Origin of the sequence: Sphingobium ummariense RL-3 (assembly GCF_000447205.1) — a bacterium.
GTDB lineage: Bacteria > Pseudomonadota > Alphaproteobacteria > Sphingomonadales > Sphingomonadaceae > Sphingobium > Sphingobium ummariense.
On the sequence record NZ_AUWY01000022.1, the window covers coordinates 1 to 18,100 of the forward strand.

General features: G+C 66.3%; 13 protein-coding genes and 1 pseudogene. 4 read left to right on the top strand and 10 right to left on the bottom strand.

What is annotated here, in order from left to right:
* Positions 1–222, bottom strand: a pseudogene (locus tag M529_RS26355) (gamma-glutamyltransferase family protein); the annotation flags it as partial.
* A 71-nt stretch (positions 223–293) separates the two neighbouring features.
* Positions 294–3,428 (bottom strand): TonB-dependent receptor domain-containing protein, encoded by a 3,135-nt coding sequence (locus M529_RS26360; RefSeq protein WP_031294089.1) that lies wholly within the window; start codon positions 3,426–3,428, stop codon positions 294–296.
* A 426-nt stretch (positions 3,429–3,854) separates the two neighbouring features.
* On the opposite strand from M529_RS26360, the gene M529_RS26365 reads away from it, so the two are divergent.
* The gene (locus M529_RS26365; RefSeq protein WP_021316277.1) at positions 3,855–5,729 is read left to right on the top strand and encodes a gamma-glutamyltransferase family protein; all 1,875 of its coding nucleotides are present in this window, start codon (positions 3,855–3,857) and stop codon (positions 5,727–5,729) included.
* 153 nt (positions 5,730–5,882) lie between these two features.
* On the opposite strand, the gene M529_RS26370 is transcribed toward M529_RS26365, so the two are convergent.
* Together M529_RS26370 and M529_RS26375 are read right to left on the bottom strand one after the other, a co-directional pair.
* Complete coding sequence (locus tag M529_RS26370; protein ID WP_021316278.1) at positions 5,883–6,134, bottom strand: hypothetical protein; 252 nt, start codon at positions 6,132–6,134, stop codon at positions 5,883–5,885.
* 63 nt (positions 6,135–6,197) lie between these two features.
* On the bottom strand, positions 6,198–6,407 hold the full coding sequence (locus M529_RS26375) for a hypothetical protein (protein ID WP_021316279.1): 210 nt from the start codon (positions 6,405–6,407) through the stop codon (positions 6,198–6,200).
* A 148-nt stretch (positions 6,408–6,555) separates the two neighbouring features.
* On the opposite strand from M529_RS26375, the gene M529_RS26380 reads away from it, so the two are divergent.
* Together M529_RS26380 and M529_RS26385 are read left to right on the top strand one after the other, a co-directional pair.
* Positions 6,556–7,668 (top strand): sensor histidine kinase, encoded by a 1,113-nt coding sequence (locus M529_RS26380; RefSeq protein WP_021316280.1) that lies wholly within the window; start codon positions 6,556–6,558, stop codon positions 7,666–7,668.
* A gap of 7 nt (positions 7,669–7,675) precedes the next feature.
* Entirely contained in the window at positions 7,676–8,419 is a 744-nt protein-coding gene (locus M529_RS26385; RefSeq protein ID WP_021316281.1) for a LytR/AlgR family response regulator transcription factor, read from the top strand.
* Positions 8,420–8,548: 129 nt separating this feature from the next.
* On the opposite strand, the gene M529_RS26390 is transcribed toward M529_RS26385, so the two are convergent.
* The 6 genes from M529_RS26390 to M529_RS26420 all read right to left on the bottom strand — a co-directional run bounded on the left by M529_RS26390 (position 8,549) and on the right by M529_RS26420 (position 14,936).
* Positions 8,549–8,896 carry a UrcA family protein gene (locus tag M529_RS26390; RefSeq protein ID WP_021316282.1) on the bottom strand — a complete coding sequence of 116 codons (348 nt, stop codon included), beginning with the start codon at positions 8,894–8,896 and terminating at the stop codon, positions 8,549–8,551.
* Positions 8,897–9,459: 563 nt separating this feature from the next.
* The gene (locus M529_RS26395) at positions 9,460–10,293 is read right to left on the bottom strand and encodes a phosphotransferase family protein (RefSeq protein ID WP_021316283.1); all 834 of its coding nucleotides are present in this window, start codon (positions 10,291–10,293) and stop codon (positions 9,460–9,462) included.
* Positions 10,290–10,862, bottom strand: coding sequence for a septal ring lytic transglycosylase RlpA family protein (locus M529_RS26400; RefSeq protein WP_040600037.1), 573 nt, complete (start codon positions 10,860–10,862; stop codon positions 10,290–10,292). Before M529_RS26400 ends, M529_RS26395 begins: the two co-directional genes overlap by 4 nt.
* Positions 10,863–11,008: 146 nt before the next feature.
* Complete coding sequence (locus M529_RS49610; protein ID WP_021316285.1) at positions 11,009–11,971, bottom strand: type ISP restriction/modification enzyme; 963 nt, start codon at positions 11,969–11,971, stop codon at positions 11,009–11,011.
* A 42-nt stretch (positions 11,972–12,013) separates the two neighbouring features.
* Positions 12,014–12,771, bottom strand: a protein-coding gene (locus M529_RS47990; protein WP_128830903.1) for an IS5 family transposase whose coding sequence is annotated in 2 segments (ribosomal slippage) — positions 12,014–12,438 and positions 12,438–12,771 — 759 coding nt in all. Because the reading frame shifts where the segments join, the coding sequence is not laid out codon by codon here.
* Between the two features lie 44 nt (positions 12,772–12,815).
* Positions 12,816–14,936, bottom strand: coding sequence for an N-6 DNA methylase (locus tag M529_RS26420; protein WP_021316288.1), 2,121 nt, complete (start codon positions 14,934–14,936; stop codon positions 12,816–12,818).
* A gap of 169 nt (positions 14,937–15,105) precedes the next feature.
* On the opposite strand from M529_RS26420, the gene uvrA reads away from it, so the two are divergent.
* Positions 15,106–18,090 carry an excinuclease ABC subunit UvrA gene (gene uvrA / locus M529_RS26425; RefSeq protein WP_021316289.1) on the top strand — a complete coding sequence of 995 codons (2,985 nt, stop codon included), beginning with the start codon at positions 15,106–15,108 and terminating at the stop codon, positions 18,088–18,090.
* Positions 18,091–18,100: the final 10 nt, after the last annotated feature.

The following is an 18,100-nucleotide window of genomic DNA, read 5'->3' on the forward strand; positions in this document are numbered from 1 at the left end:
GAGCGGATGGCCGGCGGTGACGCCGCCATGCGGCATCGGCACCTCGATGCGGTGGGCCGCGACCGTCGCGCTGCCCGATCGCGGCGCGTCCGGCGCCCGCGCGCCCGACTGCGCCTTCGCCGCGGAGGGCAGCGCGGACAGCGCGACCCCGGCCAGCCCCGCCGCCAGCAGTTCGCGACGGTCGAGCGCGGCCGGGCGCTGGATGGGGTCGGACAGGGACATGGGCCTTCGCCTCGATCGAAAAAAGGGAAAGGAAATGGTGCGGCCCCAACGCGGGGCCGCACCAGGGGGCATCAGAAGCTCTTCTTGATGCTGGTGTACCAGTAGCGCGCCTGCGGCTGGTAGAGGTTCGACAGATAGCCGCCCGACGCGAGCGGCGGGTCCTTGTCGAAGATGTTGCGCGCGCCGATCTGGATCGTCGTGCCGTCCAGCGGCCCGCCATTCTTGAACGTGTATTGGCCGTAGAGGTTGACCGTGGTCTGCCCCTTGACGATCCAGGGATTGGCCTGCGCGTCGCGCACGCCGTTCTCGTACACGCTGTCGATGAACTGGGTGAAGGCACCGATCTTCCACGGCCCCAGCGTCCAGTCGGCCGTCGCCGAAATCCGCCAGCGGGGCTGGCCGTCGCGGCCGATCACGTCGCCCCCGCCCTGGATCGGCACGCCCGCGTTGATCTCGCCGGCCGCCTGCGCATCGATCACCTGCTGCACCGCCGCCGGCGCGTCGACCACATAGCTGATGAGGCGCGAGGCGTTGACGTTCAGGGAGAAGGTGCCGATCGAGGTGTTGGGCAGGATATAGTCGAGGTTGAAGTCGATGCCCTGCACCGTCACGGGCAACAGGTTCTGGAAGTTGGCGGTGACATAGAGCAGTTCGCCGACCGGGGCCAGGCCGGTGCCGGCGACGCGCGCGATGTCGTCGGCCGTGGGGTCGCGGCGGACCACGTTCGGGTTGGTGCTGCCCTGGGTGCGCAGCAGATAGTCGAGGTTCAGCGCGTTCTGGTAATCGAGCAGGCCGACCACGTTCTTCTGCTGGATCTTCCAGCGGTCGACCGTGAAGGTCACCCGTCCCAGCCCCTCGCCCAGCGGCGGGGAGATGACCGTGCCGAAGCTCCAGCTCGTCGACTCCTCCGGCTTCAGCTCCGGGTTGCCGCCGCTGCGGCGAAGCACCGACACGCTGCACACCGCGCTGGAGAAGTTCCTCGCCCGTCCGGCCCGCACGTCGGCCTCGCACAGCGTATAGTCGAAGCCGCCATTCACACGGTCAAGCGAGGAGGTATTGATCACCTCCAGGTTCGGCGCACGGAAGCCCTGCGACCAGGAACCGCGCAGGCGCATGCCCTGCAACAGTTCCCAGGCGCCGGCGATCTTCGGCTTCGCCACCGACCCGACATCGCTATAATCCTCGTACCGGCCCGCGATCTGGAAATCGAGGCTGCGGAAGAAGGGCACCTCCATTTCCGGGCTGAAGATCGGGATGGCGAGTTCGGCATAGGCCGACTTCACGTTGCGCTTGCCGCGCACGTCGGGGCTGGGGCTCGCGCCGCCCAGGTCGGACCCGTAGAACACGCCCGTCACCGCGTCGGTATAGGTGGTGTCGACGCCGGCAATGCCGCCTTGATAGGTGGAACGGTTGTCGTGATAGGTCTCGCGCCGCCATTCGATGCCGGCCGCGACGCCGATGCTGTTGTCCGCCCACAGGCCCAGCAGGTTCGCGTTGGAAACCTTGAAGTCCCACAGCGCCAGGCTGGTCCGCGTCTTGCGGGTCGCCTCGATCATGAAGCTGTCGATGATCGAACGGTCATTGGGCGTGCAGTCGCCGATCGCCGGGACGTCGGTGCACCCACCGTTGAACGGGTTATAGGCGTCGGGCGTGGTCCTGTTGATCGCCGCCTGCAGCAGGGTGTTGGAAAAATTCTCCTGCGTGTCCGCGGCGGTCGCCCAGCTGTAGAGGCCCGCCGTCTCCCAGTCCCAGTCGCTGATGGTGCCGCGCAGGCCGCCCAGGAAGCGATACTGGTAATTGGTGACGTCGACCTTGCGCGACCCCACGTCGACATAGCTCTGCGATGCGATCTGGATCGGCAGTCCGCTCGCCGGGACGACCGCCGGGTCCAGCCCCGGCAGGCGGTTGGGCGATCCGATCGGACCCAGCGGGTTCCAATAGGCATTGGCGGCGACGGTGATCGGGATGTTGGCGAGCGAGCCCGGCGCGCCGATGATCGAGCTCGTCTTGCCGCGATAGAAGCCCGCCTCGCCGAACAGGGTCAGGTTGTCGGTCAGGTCGAAATGGCCGTTCAGGAAGACGTTGATGCGCTTGACCGACGGCTGGGTGGTCAGGTCCTTGAACGTCGCCGGGGAATCGAACCGCAGATTGGCGTCCGGCGCTGCGCCGGCGGTCATTTCCGTGGTGCCGACGCCATCGTCATAACAGGTGCCAGGCGTCGCGCCCGCGACGCGGCAACCGGGGTTGGTGCTCGGCTGGATGTGGAACTGGCCTGAAGCATTGGTTAAGGGGGTGCCGTTGCTGGTGATGACCCGGTTCAGGAACACCGCGCCGCCGCCCGGGCGGACCACGCGGAACGTGCCCCACGGGCCGCTGGTGCTGGTGCCGTTCCAGCTCGACACGTTCTCGAACGGTGTGCCCGCCACGTAACCGCGCCGGTCGACGCTGGCGGTATAGTCCTGATCGCTCAGGTACAGCTTCGACTTCTGCGCATAACCGCCGAAGATCGACAGGTTGCCGCGCCCTTCGGCGAAATCGAACCCGACCAGGCCGTTGGCCTGGAACTCGCGCAGGTTGGTGCCTTCGGCGCCGCCATATTGCACGTCGAACTTGGCGCCCTTGTAATCGGAATTGAGCACGTTGTTGACGACGCCCGCGACCGCGTCGGACCCGTACAGAGCGGCCGCGCCGTCGCGCAGCACCTCGACGCGCGCAATATTGCCGACGGGAATCGTGTTGGCGTTGTAGCCGAAGGTCGGCACGCCGGAATCGATGACGCCCGTGATCGCCTGCGACGTCGGGTGCAGCACCGTGCGGCGGCCGTTGATCAGCAGCAGGGTATTGCCTTGGCCCAGGCCGCGCAGCGACACGGTGGACACGTCGCCGCGCGCCGCGTTCGCGTTGCCGCCGCCCAGCACCTGCTCGTTGAAGGTCACGCCGCCCAGCTGCGGGATCGACCGATAGAGGTCCGCGCCGGAAACGGCCGCGACTGCCTCGATCTGGCTTTCGCCCACCACGCTGACCGGCAGCGCGCCCGTCGTGGCCGCGCCCCTGATCTGCGATCCGACGACGACGATTTCGGCCCCCGGCGCCTCCTCGGCCTGGGGGGCCGCGCTCTCGGCGGTCTGGCCCTGCACCGAACCCGCCGCCAATGCCCAGAAACTGGCGCCTGCCAATGCCAGGATGCTACTCTTCCTAACCCTCATGTCGCTGTTCCCCTGAATGGGCGTCCCGGCCGGCCCTACGGCGCGACGCCTGTTATCGATCGAAGGTGCCGCGACGGTCGGCACGCACAGCCTTTCCCGCGCACGCAGGCGCAACCGCCTGCATGCTGGTTTCTCTCTCAGACCTTGTGCTTGCCGACCCCCGTGAACCTGGAGTTCCGGCATCATCCCCTGTGCGGGCCTATGATCGTTCCTGCGCACCACGGAACGGCGATGTTTGGCCAGCGCGGCACCCGCTCTCACGCTCGCTCTGATCACCAAAACTGATCAGGGCGTAATTTCCGCCATAAAAATTTCATCTTTCGCGAAATTTTTGGCAATTTCCTCTTGAATGGAGGAAATGTCGTTCCTTCTCGTTGTTTCGCCCCGACTGGATGCGCGTCTTGCGCCGACGACAGGGGGATCTGCATGACCGACACAATGGATCGGGGCCTCAGCCGCCGTGATTTCGCGACGTTGGCGGCCGGCGGCGCGGCGGTGGCCTTTGCGTCGGGTCCGGCAGCGGCCCAGAGCGCGGCGCCCGCCGCGCCGCTGGAACCCACCCGGTTGAAGAGCGCGGGCGAAACCCTGCGGCCGGAGATCGTCGGCGATTTCGGCATCGTGGCCGCCGGGCGCCATTATGCCTGCGCGGCGGCCACGCGCATCCTGCTGGCGGGCGGCAACGCGACCGACGCGGGCGTCGCCGCCGTGTTCGCCGCCGCCGTCACGGAAATCTCGCATTTCGGCTTCGGCGGCGAGGCGCCGACCATCCTCTACGACGCCGCGACGAAGAAGGTGTCGGTGGTGAACGGCCAGGGCACCGCCCCCGGCCTCGCCACGCCGGACAAGTTCGCCGACGTGGGCGTCATTCCCGGCAACGGCCCCAATGGCGGCACCGTACCCGCCGTGGTCGACGCGATGGCGCTGGCGCTCCAGACCAACGGCACCATGACGCTGGACCAGGTGATGCAGCCCGCGATCGAGCTGGCCGACGGCTTCGTCATGTATAATTTCCTGGCCGAGGTGTTCGCCAGCCAGCAGAAGGCGACCTCGCGCTACAAGACCGCCTACGACACCTATTATCCGGGCGGGAAGCTGCCCAAGGTCGGCGAGCATTTCCGCCAGCCCAACCTCGCCCGCACGATGCGCGCCATCGCCGCGGCGGACAAGGCGGCCTTCGCCAGGACGAAGGACCGCAAGGCCGCGATCCAGGCCGGCCGCGACGCCTTCTACAAGGGCGACATCGCCCGGCGCATCGGTGCCGCGATGGAGGCCGACGGCGGCCTGATGCGCTACGAAGACCTCGCCAACTACAAGGGCAAGGTGGAGGCGCCGGCCACCGCCGACGTCTTCGGCTATACGGTGTGCAAGGGCGGCTTCTGGAGCCAGGGACCGGCGCTGCTGCTGGCGCTCAACATCGCCGAGGCGGCGGGCATCGCCACGATGCAGCCGGGCAGCGAGGTCTATCTCCACACCCTTGCGGAATCGATCAAACTCGCCTTCGACGACCGCAACGCCTTCTTCGGCGACCCCGCTTTCGCGAAGGTGCCGGCCAAGGGGCTGCTGTCCAAGGCCTATGCCGCCGAGCGCGCGAAGCTGATCGGGCCGAAGGCCTCGCTGGAGCATCGCTATGGCGATCCCTGGGCGTTCGAGGGCGTTCCCCGCCCCACCCCGGCCTTCACGCCGCATATGCTCAAGCGCAAGGGCGGCCCTGTCGCCGACACGACTGCGGTGGAGGTGGTCGACCGCCACGGCAATCTCTTCAGCTGCACGCCCAGTTCCGGCTGGCTGCTTGGCGGCGCCTATATCGCGGGCGATACCGGCGTGCCGATGAGCAACCGCCTGACCGTGTTCGACCTCGATCCCGAAAGCCCCAATGTGCTGGTGCCGGGCAAGCGCCCCCGCACCACCCTGACGCCCTCGCTGGTGATCAAGGGCGATGCGCCCTTCCTCGCGATCGGCACGCCGGGCGGCGACAACCAGGACCAGCAGATCATGAACGTGCTGCTGCGCATCCTCGCCTTCGGCGAACCGCTCCAGGCCTCGATCGAGGCGCCGCGCATTAATTCCAACCATTTCCACGGCTCCTTCGCGATCAAGAAGGACGAACCGGGCGTGCTGGAGATCGAAGACCGCGTGCCGCAGGCGGTGCGCGACGGGCTGACCGCGCGCGGGCACAAGCTGGACGTGCTCGGCCCCTATGGCGTCTCGACCGGCATCGTCGCCGCGGGCGTCGCGCCCGGCACGGGCACGCTGCGCGGCGGGGCCGACGTCCGCCGCGAACGCTACGCCTTCGGCTGGTAAGCAAGTTTACTCCCCTCGCGGGAGGGGCAGCGAGACTTACGAAGCGCAGCGGAGTTAGTCGCAGCGGGGTGGGCCTGCCGACTGTTGCGCCGGCCCACCCCCTAACCCCCTCCCGCAAGCGGGAGTGGGAAAGGTGGCCGGATCTACGGCCCCTCAGCTCGCCCGCTGCTCCAGCGCCGCGCCGATCATGCTGCGCCAAACCGCAACGTCGCCCGCCCGCGCCATCTGCCCGTCGGGCTCGCGCAGCGTGTGGAGGATCGCATAGGCGTCCTCGACATAATCCTGCCAGGCCGCGTCCACCGCGTCGGCCGCGTGCGGATCGCTGCCCTCGCCGTTCAGGCTCAGTTCGCGCCCCGCCAGCACGCGGGCGATGCGTTCGACGACGGGAGTGGCTGAAGTCGGCATGGCAGGCTCCTCTGGCTTCCTCTTTTCTGGCGTCAGTCTAGCATGATCGGCGGGGCGGAACCATCATTCGTCCGGCGTGAAGCCCGACGACGGCACCGGATCGCCATGATCCCCCGGGCAGGTGGTCGACGGCGGGTCGGACGCGTCCATCGAATCCTTCAGCCCCTCGTCCAGCTTTTCCTCGCGCGTCACGGCATGGTCCTGCGCATCGGTGGGGCGGTCGTCCCCCGCTTCCTCGCGGCTGTGGGGGCGTATGTCGGTCTTCTCGGTCATCGCTGCTCTCCTTCGGCATTTCAACGGCCGGCTGCCGCGCCAGGTTCCGGCGCGCGCGGCCCTCGCGCATCGACCAACATGCGGGACGGTTCGACCAGCATCGCCGCAAAGGGGCGACAAAAGCCGCGATCCGGCCTAGAGAAGCCTCATGACTTTCCTACCCGAAGATGGCGAACGCGGCGTCGCGCCGGCCGTCGCGCTCTATTCCATTCTCGGCTTCTGGTTCTTCTACGCCATCTGGGCTTCCCTGCGCGCGATGGCGATGGGCATGGACGCCCAGCTGGAAATCGCGGCGCGGCGCATGGTCGTCACGGTCATCGGCATCGTCGTGACATGGGTCTTCTACCTGGCGCTGCGCCGTTTCGACCACAAGCCGCTCGGCATCCGGCTGATCGCGGCCTTTTCTCTGGCTGCGCCCTTCGCGATCGCGATGGTCGCCGCCAACTACTACATGTTCAACATCTACTATCCGGTGGACGTATTCACCGACGGCGACCGCGAACAATATATCGGCCAGCGCAACTTCATGCTGATCTCCTTCATCGAGGACGGCAGCAACCGCTATTTCTTTCTGTCCGCCTGGGCCGGCCTGTACCTCGCCATCTCCTACGCCAGCGAGGCGCTGCGCACCGAACGCCGCGCCGCGCGGCTGGAACGGGCGGCGCAGCAGGCCGAACTGCGATCGCTGCGCTACCAGGTGAACCCGCATTTCCTGTTCAATACGCTCAACAGCCTGTCGACGCTGGTGATGCGCAACCGCCCGGACGAGGCGGAGCAGATGATCATGTCGCTCTCCAACTTCTACCGGACCAGCCTGACCGGCGATCCGCTGGACGACGTGCCGCTGGAGGAGGAGGTCCACCTCCAGAAGCTCTATCTGGATATCGAGGGGGTCCGCTTCCCCGAGCGGCTGAGCACCACCATCTCCGTTCCCGACGATCTGCTCGACGCCTGCGTCCCCGGCCTCATCCTCCAGCCGCTGGTGGAAAACGCGATCAAATATGGCGTCTCCCGTACCTCCAGCCCGGTGACGATCACCATCGCCGCCCGCGCCGAGGGCGACATGCTGCACCTCACCGTGTCCGACGATGGCGACAAGCCGCCGACGGAGGCCGACCGCGGCAACGGCATCGGCCTCGCCAATGTCCGCGACCGGCTCGCCGCCCGCTTTGGCGATCAGGCCGGTATCGTCTATGGTCCGCGCGAAGGGGGCGGGTTCATTGTCGACCTTACCCTGCCCATCGTTCGCCGGGGTTGCTGACATCGCCATGACCATCCGCACCATGATCGTCGACGACGAACCGCTCGCGGTCGAGCGGCTCCAGATGCTCTGCGCCCGCGAGCCGCGCATCGCGCTCGCCGGCACCGCCACAGACGGCGAGGCGGCTCTCCGCCTGATCGAGGGGCTTCAGCCCGACCTCGTCATGCTCGACATCGCGATGCCGCTGCTGGACGGCATCGGCGTCGCCCGCGCCGTCGGCCGCATGGGCATTCGCCCCGCGGTGATCTTCGTCACCGCCTTCGAGGGCTTCGCGGTCGAGGCGTTCGACCTGGCCGCGATCGACTATCTGCTGAAGCCCGTGGCGCACGACCGCCTCACCCGCGCGATCGACCGGGTGGAACTGGCGCTCCAGTCCCGCGTCCTCGCCCAGCCTGCCGTCTCGTCCGAACCGGAACCCGAATGGGCCGAGGAATTCTGGGTGCCCCACCGGTCGGAACTGATCCGCATCGGCGCGGCACAGATCGACCGGATCGAGGCGGAGCGCGACTATATGCGCCTCCATGTCGGGACGCACAGCTACCTCCTCCACCAGACGATCAGCGCGCTGGAGGAGCGGCTGGATCCGCAGCAGTTCGTGCGCCTGCATCGCTCCCACATCGTCCGCCGCGACCATATCGCCCGCCTGCGCCACGACGGCAGCGGCGTCTGGTTCGCCTGCCTCGCCGACGGCGAGGAAATCCGCATCGGCCGCACCTTCCTCGCCAACGCCCGCGCGATGACGGGGCGATAGCGACGCCTGGCGCGTAGGCAGTTATCCTCCCCTTCCAGGGGAGGATGAAAGCGGCTGTTCCATGAACTACCAATCAAAAAAGGCCCGGAATGACCCGGGCCTTTTCCCTTCGTGAAACCTGATGGATCGTCAGTTACCGACCACCGCCCGCTTGTTGTTGCCGGCTTCGGCATAGCGCTGGCCGCTTTCGGCGCGGGCGATCGCCGCAGCGACCGGCGTGTCGACATGGGCAAGGGCCTTCTTCTTGCAGGCCTGCTGCACCGACAGGTCGCCATTGGCGCACACCCGCGCGGCGGCGCGGTTGATGCGCGCGCGCAGCTCCTTCTGGTTCTCGGCCTGCGCCAGGTCGAGATCGCCGAAGCGGACCTCCATGGTGCGGCCGTTGGAGGCGAAATCCTCGGCCGAAGCAGCGCCGGCGGTGCCCAGCAGGACGGCGGCGGCGGAAAGGGCGGTGAAGAACTTGACGGGGGCGATCATGGCAAAAGTCTCCTCGAACTCGATATGCTGCCCGGCCTGCCGCCAGGGGGCTGCGGCGTGGCGGGTGGCGAACGGAGCTGCCCGGGGTCTTGGGTCGGGCCGTGCCCCGTTCGCCCATTCTCTCTACGCCGACTGGCCGGCGGGCGCGCGCCGCCTTCGACCGGAGGCGCCCCGGCTCGGCGAACGACGGACCTGTCGACAAAGGGCGGACAGCGGCGGACGAACGGCTCGACGAACGACATCGCCTGCGACATGAGCGACATTTCCGTAACGGAAAGCAGCCGTGGGCATGTCAGGCGGACATGAAAACGCCCCCGGCGCAAGGGAAGGCCGGGGGCGTATCCAGGATGCTGTCGGGCACTCCGGGATCGGTTGAAAATGTTCGCCTTTCACACGACGCCGGGCCGGGTGAACCGTCGCTTAACGATCGGACGGGCGCCTGTCTTGAAACCCATCATAGGGACGGGACGGGCGGCCGCTGCGTTCATTCGATGACCGGCCGATGCGGTGCGCCGGGCGGCATCAGCATGCCACGAACGACGGACAGGCTTCCACCAACGACGTCAGCCGCCCCGCGCGGGCAACCCCGCCTGTGCCAGCGCGTCGTCCAGATAGCGTTCGAACGCCGCGTCGCGCCCCGGTGCCCGATGCTTCAGCCAGGCCAGCGCCACCAGCGGCCGCCAGGCGGCCAGCGCCTCGTCCTCCAACCCCGACAGCTGCTGGTAGGTGCGCAGATAATGGCGTCCCGCCATGTCCCGTCCCCACCCCTTGATGCGGCTGTCCGACTGTCCGGGGCCGAAACGCAGCAGCATTTCCGTGCGCACCACGTCGGCCGCCGGTGCCGCCCGCGCCGCGCGGGACCAGTCGATGACGGTCAGCCCGTCGCGCGTGACGATCAGGTTGGCGGGGTGCAGGTCGCCATGCGACAGCCGGTCGCCTTCGACCAGCTGGTCCAGCCGCGCCAGCGCCGCGTCGCGCAGCGCGCCGCCCACCGGCCCCAGCTCGATTTCTTCCGCCAGGATCGCCTTGCGGCTGCGCATCAGCGGCACCTGCTGCTGATGGATCCTGTGCTGCAGCCGCACCATCTCGCGCATCGCCCACAGCGCCTCGTCGGGGCGAGACCGGATATGGCGCAGCAGGTCGCGCCCCTCGATCTCTGTATAGACGATCCCCTGCCGTCCGCCGACCGCGCGCCGCTCGACCGCACGGGCGACCGGCAGGCCGGTAGCCTGGATCGTCCGCGCGGCGGCGAACTCGCGTTCGATGATGCCGCCCTCGATCCCCTCGTGGAACAGCTTGAGTACCAGCCCGTCGCCGATGCGATAGACCTCCGCGCTCGCCCCCTCGGCGATGAAGGCGGCGCGGTCCGGCCCCCGCTCGGGCAGGACGGCCGTCATCGTCCCGCCGCCAGCTGCGCGCGCAGCTTCGCCAGCACGCCTTCGGAAACGCGCGGCCGCTCCGCCGCCTCCTTGCCGTCGCGCAGCTTCCTGCGGTCCTTTTCCGGCGGCGTCACCACGCGCACCCGCACCGGCGCGACGCCCCGCGCGCGGATGCCCAGCTGCTCGGCCGCGCCGCGCGACAGGTCGATGATCCGCCCGCCGCCTGAAAAGGGGCCGCGATCGTTGATCCGCACCAGGATGGTCCGCCCGGTTTCCAGCGCCGTCACCTCGACATAGCTCGGCAGCGGCAGCGTCGTATGCGCCGCCGTCACCGCCTTGGGGCGGAAACGCTCGCCATTGGCGGTCTGGTTCCCGGACTCGCTGCCGTACCAGCTCGCATAACCCAGCATGTCATAGGTCGGGTCGGCGGCAGGCACGTAGGTCGTGCCGCGCACCTTGTAGGGCGGCCCGACCCGCACCGGCGTATCGCTGACCGGCCGGTACCGCGTCCCGCCGCCGCACGCCGCCAGCAGTATCGTCACGGCCAGCACGCCGCCGCGCATCGTCCCGGAAAGTCCGCCGCTCATGCTCGCGCCCTAGAGGGATTTCCCATCGGATGGAATATCCGCGACCGGGATATGGGGGGAAAAGGGACGAACCGCGCCCCGTTCATCCCTATGTGGCAATGGCATGGCGATGGCCCTCGAACGCCCAGGCCGGCCGAGTTCCAGCCTCATTCGTCTCGATCGTCACGCCGTTCGATTGCCCATCCGCTGCGATCCAGTTCCTGCATCCCGCCGGTAATGGCGACCGTGTCGACGCTCACCCGCACGACCTTCGCCAGCAGCGCGATCATGCCCTCCTTGTAGTCGGCGAAGCGATAGCTGTTGAACTTCTCGCGGATCGTCGGATCGCGCGGCGTCTTCTCCTTGTGCTGGTCCAGCACCCAGTCGATCGCCGATCGGTTGCCGAGCCGATAGTCCCACGCCTCGCGCGGAATGCCCGTGATCTGCGTGTCCTCGTCGACGCGGACGAGCCCCTGCTCGGGCATCGACTTGAGGATGGGCTTGGGGTGCGTGCCCTCGGCGCGCTTCGGATTGGGGGTATCGATCCGCTCGACCGGGCATGGCTCGACCTCCTCATAGCCGATATGCATCGCCATCAGCGCCTCGCCCCAGGCGGCCCAGCGCGCGAAATCGGGATAGAAGGGGATGCGCGGGAACTCGCGCTTGAGATTCAGCGCGTATTTCTCGCGATAGACGGGGTCGTGGAGGACAGCATAAACATAGTGGAAGATCGCGTCCTTGGTGACGCCCTTCCTGCCATACTGTTTGACGAACTTGTTGAACGCCCAGTCGGTGATGTTGTCGATGCGCTCGCCGGATTTGGTGTAGCGGTAGCGGGCGACCTGCTGGTAACCATCGACCGCCGCGCCGAAGTGAAGGTCAGCGATGCCACTTACGGCCAGCACGCAATAGTCGGTACGTGAGCCAACGTCGCTGAAGCAGATTGCCTCATTGGCCGCGCCGAGAGGAAAAACCGTGTCGGAAAGCCCGGGGCGGTCGATAAACAGATCGGAGTGATAGAGCCACTCCGCATGAAACGGACGATATGCGGCCCGCCTTACACGACTGCGATCATAGGCTTCTGTAACGCGCGCACGCTTACGGCGCTTAAGCGTTTCCGACCATTTCATGGTATCCGGAAAGTGATCGGCACTAGGCTCAGGACTCGTTGATCACAGCCAGAAGAGCACGGTAGCTGCGAGGGCGATGGCGGAGAAGAAGACGGTTGGGCAGCGGTCGTAGCGGGTTGCCACACGGCGCCAGTCTTTCAGGCGGCCGAACATGATCTCGATGCGGCTGCGGCGTTTGTATCGGCGCTTGTCGTATTTCACTGGAAAGGAACGGGATTTCCGGCCCGGGATGCAGGGCGTGATGCCCTTTTGCTCGAGCGCGTCCCTGAACCATTCGGCGTCATAGCCCCGGTCAGCCAGCATCCACTGCGCCTTGGGCAGATCATCGAGCAGGGCTGCCGCGCCGGTGTAATCGCTGATCTGGCCGGCCGTGATGAAGAAGCTCAAGGGGCGGCCGTTGGCATCGGTGACGGCGTGAAGCTTGGTGTTCATGCCGCCCTTGGTCCGTCCGATCAGGCGGCCGAGATCCCCTTTTTTACCCCAAGGCTGGAAGCCGTGCGGTGGGCCTTGAGATAGGTCGCATCGATCATGAGGGTCTGCGGTTCGGCTTTCTGGGCGGACAGACCCTCCATCATCCGGCCAAACACGCCCATCTCGCCCCACCGTTTCCATCGGTTGTAGAGCGTCTTGTGCGGACCGTATTCCCTGGGCGCGTCTCGCCAGCGCAGCCCGTTGCGATTGACGAAGATGATCCCGCTCAGCACCCGCCGGTCATCAACCCGAGGCTTGCCGTGACTCTTGGGAAAATACGGCGACAAACGCGCCATCTGCTCGTCCGTCAGCCAATACAGGTCGCTCATGCTCAGTCTCCTCGCGGAGCCTGAATCACATCGCTCTCAGCCAATCAATGGGTCCTGAGCCTAGGCGCAACGGAGTCGTATGTCTCCGCGAGCATCTTCGCCTTCTCGGCAACCTCGCTTTCGGATCGACCGTAAAGCCATTCGTCGCGGTTCGTCGAAATGCCGAGCGAATAGAGCTTGAAGATCGCCCGGTCCCTGGATGTGCCGGTCCCCGTCTTCGTGCGCTTGTCGGCCATGGCGAGCATGGGGCTGGTATCCTCGGTGGCCTGCCCCAGCCAGGTATGGGAAGCGTCCGGATGGATCGTCGTCATCCGCCTCTCGCTCAGCGACCGCTCGAGAAACGCCGTCTTGTCCTCGGCGCTCACATAGTCGCCGATCACATCGTAGTGGAGACGGAACCCATTCGTACCCTTGCGCTTGACCAGCACATATACAGCGATACCAACTTTGATCTGATCGCCAAAGACGTTGCCCCCCTGCTTCCGTCGCGCTTCTCCGGATGATCGCGCGTCACCTTTCAGGTCGATCGCCCAAAGCTCGTTGAACTCCCGTTCGAGGATAACGCGCACGCCATCGAAGCTGTTCTTGTGCAGGAATGATGAATTGCTGACGAACGCGAGGATTCCGTCGTCGCCCAGCCGGTCGCTCGCCCAGCGGAGGAACCGGACGTACATATCGTAGAGCTTGGTCTTCTGCGCCGTGCTCGCCTTGATGTACGTGTCCTTGATACGCTTATCGATGTGCGCATAGGTGCGGTTCTTGTTGTTGTCGTTCTCGTTCTGCTGGTTGGCGTTATAGGGCGGGTTGCCGATGATGACGCTGATCTTGCGGCGGTTCTGGCGCTTGATCCGCTCGATATTCTCGTCGCTCAGCGCGCCCAGCAGGTCGAACTGGTGGCCGGCGTGGATGCCCAGCGCATCGACATTGTCCAGCGTGTCGACCAGGCAGAGGTTCTCATACTCCGCGAACTGCCCCGTGATCGCCTGATAGGTCGCCTCGATGTTCAGGTTGGCGACGTAATAGGGCAGGATCGCCACCTCGTTGGCGTGCAGTTCCTCCTTGTATTTGTGTCGCAGCTTCTCGTGGTTGCCGCGAAAATGCTCCAGCAGTTCGACGATGAAGGTGCCGGTCCCGGTCGCGGGGTCGAGGATCTCGACGCCCTTGTCGATCAGGTTCTTGCCGAAATGCTTCTCGCACAGCCAGTCGGCACTGCGGATCATGAACCGCACGATCTCGCCCGGCGTATAGACGACGCCCAGCCGGTCGGCAGCCTTCTTGTTATACGCCTTGTAGAAATCCTCGTAGAGCGCCTTCAGGAAGCCCTGCTTCTCCGAATGGCTCTGGATCAGCGCGGCCGTGCTGGCGATCCCGGCATAATAGGGGTCGAGCGCGCGCAGCAGCGTCGCCTTCTCGCCCCGGTCGAACAGCTTGTTCTCCAGCTTGTAGAGCTCGGCGGCGACGTTGTTCTTGCGATGGAACTCGGGGTCGTTGAACACCTTGGCGAAGATGTCCTCGGTCAGGATGTGCTGGATCAGCATCTCGCGCACATCGTCTTCGCTGACCGCCGGATTGATCGCATCGCGCGCATGCTGGAGGAAGGCGGCCACCGCGCCCGCGAAATCGCGCGACGAGCCATGCTTTTCGGCGATCCGGTCGCGCAGCGCCTTCAGGATTTCGGGCAGGTCCTGCGCGAATTGCTTCACCGCCTTGTTGAAGTCGGCGATCTCCTTGCGCTCGTGGGCGAAGAAGCGCGTGAGCAGGGTAAGCAGGCTGTCGTCGTCGGCCTGCATGTCGGCCTGCATCACCTCGGCGCCGTCCTGCCACAGTACCGCCTTCACATCGTCGGTGAAGACGATGTTATCCTTGGGATATCCCTTGCGGAACTTGGCTTCGATCTCCTGGGCAAGGTCGTCATTCTCGTCCTTGGCCTCCCAATAGCCGAACGGCACCCGCAGCCCGTGCAGCAGCGCCCCGTCGACATAGATGCGGTTCATCTGCTTGGTGAGGATGTCGTGCTCGGCGATGAACTGAAGGTCATGCGCGCGCGCCCAGCGCTTGAGCAGATCCTTGAACGCCTCTCGCAGGACGCTTTCGCGACGGCTACCCGATACGGCCCTGATCCGATCCAGTTCCGCGCGATATTCGTTGATCAGTTGCCGGCTCATATTTCCCCTTGATCAATGACTAGCCGCTCGAACGCGCCTTGTCTTCCCCTTGCCGCCCGCGCCTCCTATCTATCGCATTGACCGCGCGCAGGCGCTTGCCCGATCAGAACAAATATGGAACAATATCATCCATGAGCCTCACCCACATCCAGAAGCAGAGCTTTAGCGAATGCTGACTCACATAAGCGTCCGCGGCGCGCGCGAGCACAATCTCAAGGGCGTCGACGTCGACCTGCCGCGCGACTCTCTGATCGTCATCACCGGCCTCTCCGGCTCGGGCAAGTCGTCGCTCGCCTTCGACACCATCTATGCCGAAGGGCAGCGCCGCTATGTGGAGTCGCTCTCCGCCTATGCGCGCCAGTTCCTGGAGATGATGCAGAAGCCCGATGTCGAGCATATCGAGGGCCTCAGCCCCGCCATCTCCATCGAGCAGAAGACGACCAGCCGAAACCCGCGCTCGACGGTGGCGACCGTCACGGAAATCTACGATTATATGCGCCTCCTCTGGGCGCGCGTCGGCATCCCCTATTCGCCCGCCACCGGCCTCCCCATCAGCGCGCAGACGGTCAGCCAGATGGTCGACCGCGTGATGCAGCTTCCCGAAGGCACCCGCTTCTACCTGCTCGCCCCCGTGGTGCGCGGCCGCAAGGGCGAGTATCGCAAGGAGCTGCTGGAATGGCAGAAGGCCGGCTACACCCGCGTCCGCATCGACGGCGAGCTCTACGCGATCGAGGACGCTCCCGCCCTCGACAAGAAGTACAAGCACGACATCGAAGTCGTGGTCGACCGCCTCGCCGTGGACCCCGACATGGGCACCCGCTTGGCCGACAGCTTCGAGCAGGCGCTCAAGCTCGCCGACGGCCTCGCCTATGTCGATCTCGCCGACGGCGTCGTCCCCGGCCGCGAGGGCGTAGGGGCGGACAGACTGCTTCCGGGGGAAGCAGTCAGCCCCGAAGCCGGCTCGCCTGGGCGAGCCGTTAGGGCCGCCTCCGCCGACAAGAAGATGAAGGGCGCCGGCATCCCCGCCAACCGCATCGTCTTCTCCGAAAAGTTCGCCTGCCCCGTCAGCGGCTTCACCATTCCGGAGATCGAGCCGCGCCTCTTCTCCTTCAACGCCCCGATGGGCGCCTGCCCCGCCTGCGATGGCCTGGGCGAGCGGCAGGAGTTCGACCCCGAACTCGTCGTCCCCAACGAGGCCCTCTCCCTCAAGAAGGGCGCCGTCGTCCCCTGGGCCAAGTCCAACCCGCCCAGCCCCTATTACATGCAGGTGCTCGGCTCCCTGGCGAAGGAGTTCGGCTTCAGCCTCGACACCCCCTGGGCCGACCTCCCGCCGGAGGTGAAGCTCATCATCCTCCACGGCACCGGCGGCAAGCCCGTCACCCTGCGCTTCCAGGACGGCCGCAAGAGCTACGAGGTGCGCAAGGCGTTCGAGGGCGTCATCGGCAACCTCAACCGCCGCCTGCTCCAGACGGAGAGCGCCTGGATGCGCGAGGAGCTGGCCAAGTACCAGACCGCCATGCCCTGCGAGACCTGCCACGGCGCCCGCCTCAAGCCCGAGGCGCTGGCGGTCAAGATCGCGGGCGAGGACATCTCGGTGTCCACCCGCCGCTCGGTGGTGGACGCGCTCGGCTTCTTCTCCACCCTCCCCGCGCAACTCAACGACCAGCAGAACCAGATCGCCAAGGCCATCCTCAAGGAGATCGTGGAGCGCCTCGGCTTCCTCAACAATGTCGGCCTCGACTATCTGAACCTCGACCGCACCAGCGGCACGCTGTCGGGCGGCGAGTCCCAGCGCATCCGCCTCGCTTCCCAGATCGGCAGCGGCCTCTCGGGCGTCCTCTACGTCCTCGACGAACCCTCGATCGGCCTGCACCAGCGCGACAACGACCGGCTGCTCATCACCCTGAAGCGCCTCCGCGACCTCGGCAACAGCGTCATCGTCGTGGAGCATGACGAGGATGCGATCCGCGCCGCCGACTATATCGTGGACATGGGACCGGGCGCCGGCGTCCATGGCGGCACCATCGTCGCGCAGGGCACGCTGCCCGAACTGCTCGCCCACCGCGACAGCCTCACCGCCGACTATCTCAACGGCACCCGCCGCATCGACGTGCCGGCGAAGCGCCGCAAGGGATCGGGCAAGAAGCTCACCGTCCACAACGCCCGCGCCAACAACCTGCGGGGCGTCACCGCCAGCATCCCCCTCGGCACCTTCACCTGCATCACCGGCGTCTCCGGCTCGGGCAAGTCCAGCTTCACAATAGATACCCTTTATGCGGCATCGGCGCGCGCCCTGAACGGAGCCAGAATTATCGCCGGCCCGCATGACAAGGTGACGGGGCTGGAGCATTGCGACAAGGTGATCGACATCGACCAGTCGCCTATCGGCCGCACCCCGCGCTCCAACCCGGCGACCTATACCGGCGCCTTCACCAACATCCGCGACTGGTTCGCCGGCCTCCCCGAAGCGCAGGCGCGCGGCTACAAGCCCGGCCGTTTCAGCTTCAACGTCAAGGGCGGCCGGTGCGAGGCGTGCCAGGGCGACGGCGTGCTCAAGATCGAGATGCACTTCCTCCCCGACGTCTATGTCACCTGCGACGTGTGCCACGGCGCGCGCTACAATCGCGAGACGCTGGAGGTGAAGTTCAAGGGCAAGTCGATCGCCGACGTGCTCGACATGACGGTCGAGGACGCGGTGGAATTCTTCAAGGCCGTCCCGCCGATCCGCGACAAGATGGCGATGCTCGCCGAAGTGGGCCTTGGCTATATCAAGGTGGGCCAGCAGGCGACGACCCTCTCGGGCGGCGAGGCCCAGCGCGTCAAGCTCGCCAAGGAACTCTCGCGCCGCGCCACCGGCAACACGCTCTACATTCTGGACGAGCCCACCACCGGCCTCCATTTCGAGGATGTCCGCAAGCTCCTCGAAGTCCTCCACGCGCTGGTCGACCAGGGCAACAGCGTGGTCGTGATCGAGCACAATCTCGACGTCATCAAGACGGCGGACTGGATCATCGACATGGGACCGGAGGGCGGCATCAAGGGTGGCGAGGTGGTCGCCGAAGGCACGCCGGAGAAGGTCGCAAAGGCGCCGAGGAGCTTTACTGGGCGGTATCTGGCGCCGTTGTTGGGCCTTGAAGCTGTTGCCGCGGAATAGTCTTGGTCTT

Excerpts from the sequence above, each read along its gene's own strand:
- M529_RS26360 (WP_031294089.1), bottom strand. The coding sequence starts at position 3,428 with ATGAGGGTTAGGAAGAGTAGCATCCTGGCATTGGCAGGCGCCAGTTTC.
- M529_RS26365 (WP_021316277.1), top strand. The coding sequence starts at position 3,855 with ATGACCGACACAATGGATCGGGGCCTCAGCCGCCGTGATTTCGCGACG.
- M529_RS26370 (WP_021316278.1), bottom strand. The coding sequence starts at position 6,134 with ATGCCGACTTCAGCCACTCCCGTCGTCGAACGCATCGCCCGCGTGCTG.
- M529_RS26375 (WP_021316279.1), bottom strand. The coding sequence starts at position 6,407 with ATGACCGAGAAGACCGACATACGCCCCCACAGCCGCGAGGAAGCGGGG.
- M529_RS26380 (WP_021316280.1), top strand. The coding sequence starts at position 6,556 with ATGACTTTCCTACCCGAAGATGGCGAACGCGGCGTCGCGCCGGCCGTC.
- M529_RS26385 (WP_021316281.1), top strand. The coding sequence starts at position 7,676 with ATGACCATCCGCACCATGATCGTCGACGACGAACCGCTCGCGGTCGAG.
- M529_RS26390 (WP_021316282.1), bottom strand. The coding sequence starts at position 8,896 with ATGATCGCCCCCGTCAAGTTCTTCACCGCCCTTTCCGCCGCCGCCGTC.
- M529_RS26395 (WP_021316283.1), bottom strand. The coding sequence starts at position 10,293 with ATGACGGCCGTCCTGCCCGAGCGGGGGCCGGACCGCGCCGCCTTCATC.
- M529_RS26400 (WP_040600037.1), bottom strand. The coding sequence starts at position 10,862 with ATGAGCGGCGGACTTTCCGGGACGATGCGCGGCGGCGTGCTGGCCGTG.
- M529_RS49610 (WP_021316285.1), bottom strand. The coding sequence starts at position 11,971 with ATGAAATGGTCGGAAACGCTTAAGCGCCGTAAGCGTGCGCGCGTTACA.
- M529_RS26420 (WP_021316288.1), bottom strand. The coding sequence starts at position 14,936 with ATGAGCCGGCAACTGATCAACGAATATCGCGCGGAACTGGATCGGATC.
- uvrA (WP_021316289.1), top strand. The coding sequence starts at position 15,106 with ATGCTGACTCACATAAGCGTCCGCGGCGCGCGCGAGCACAATCTCAAG.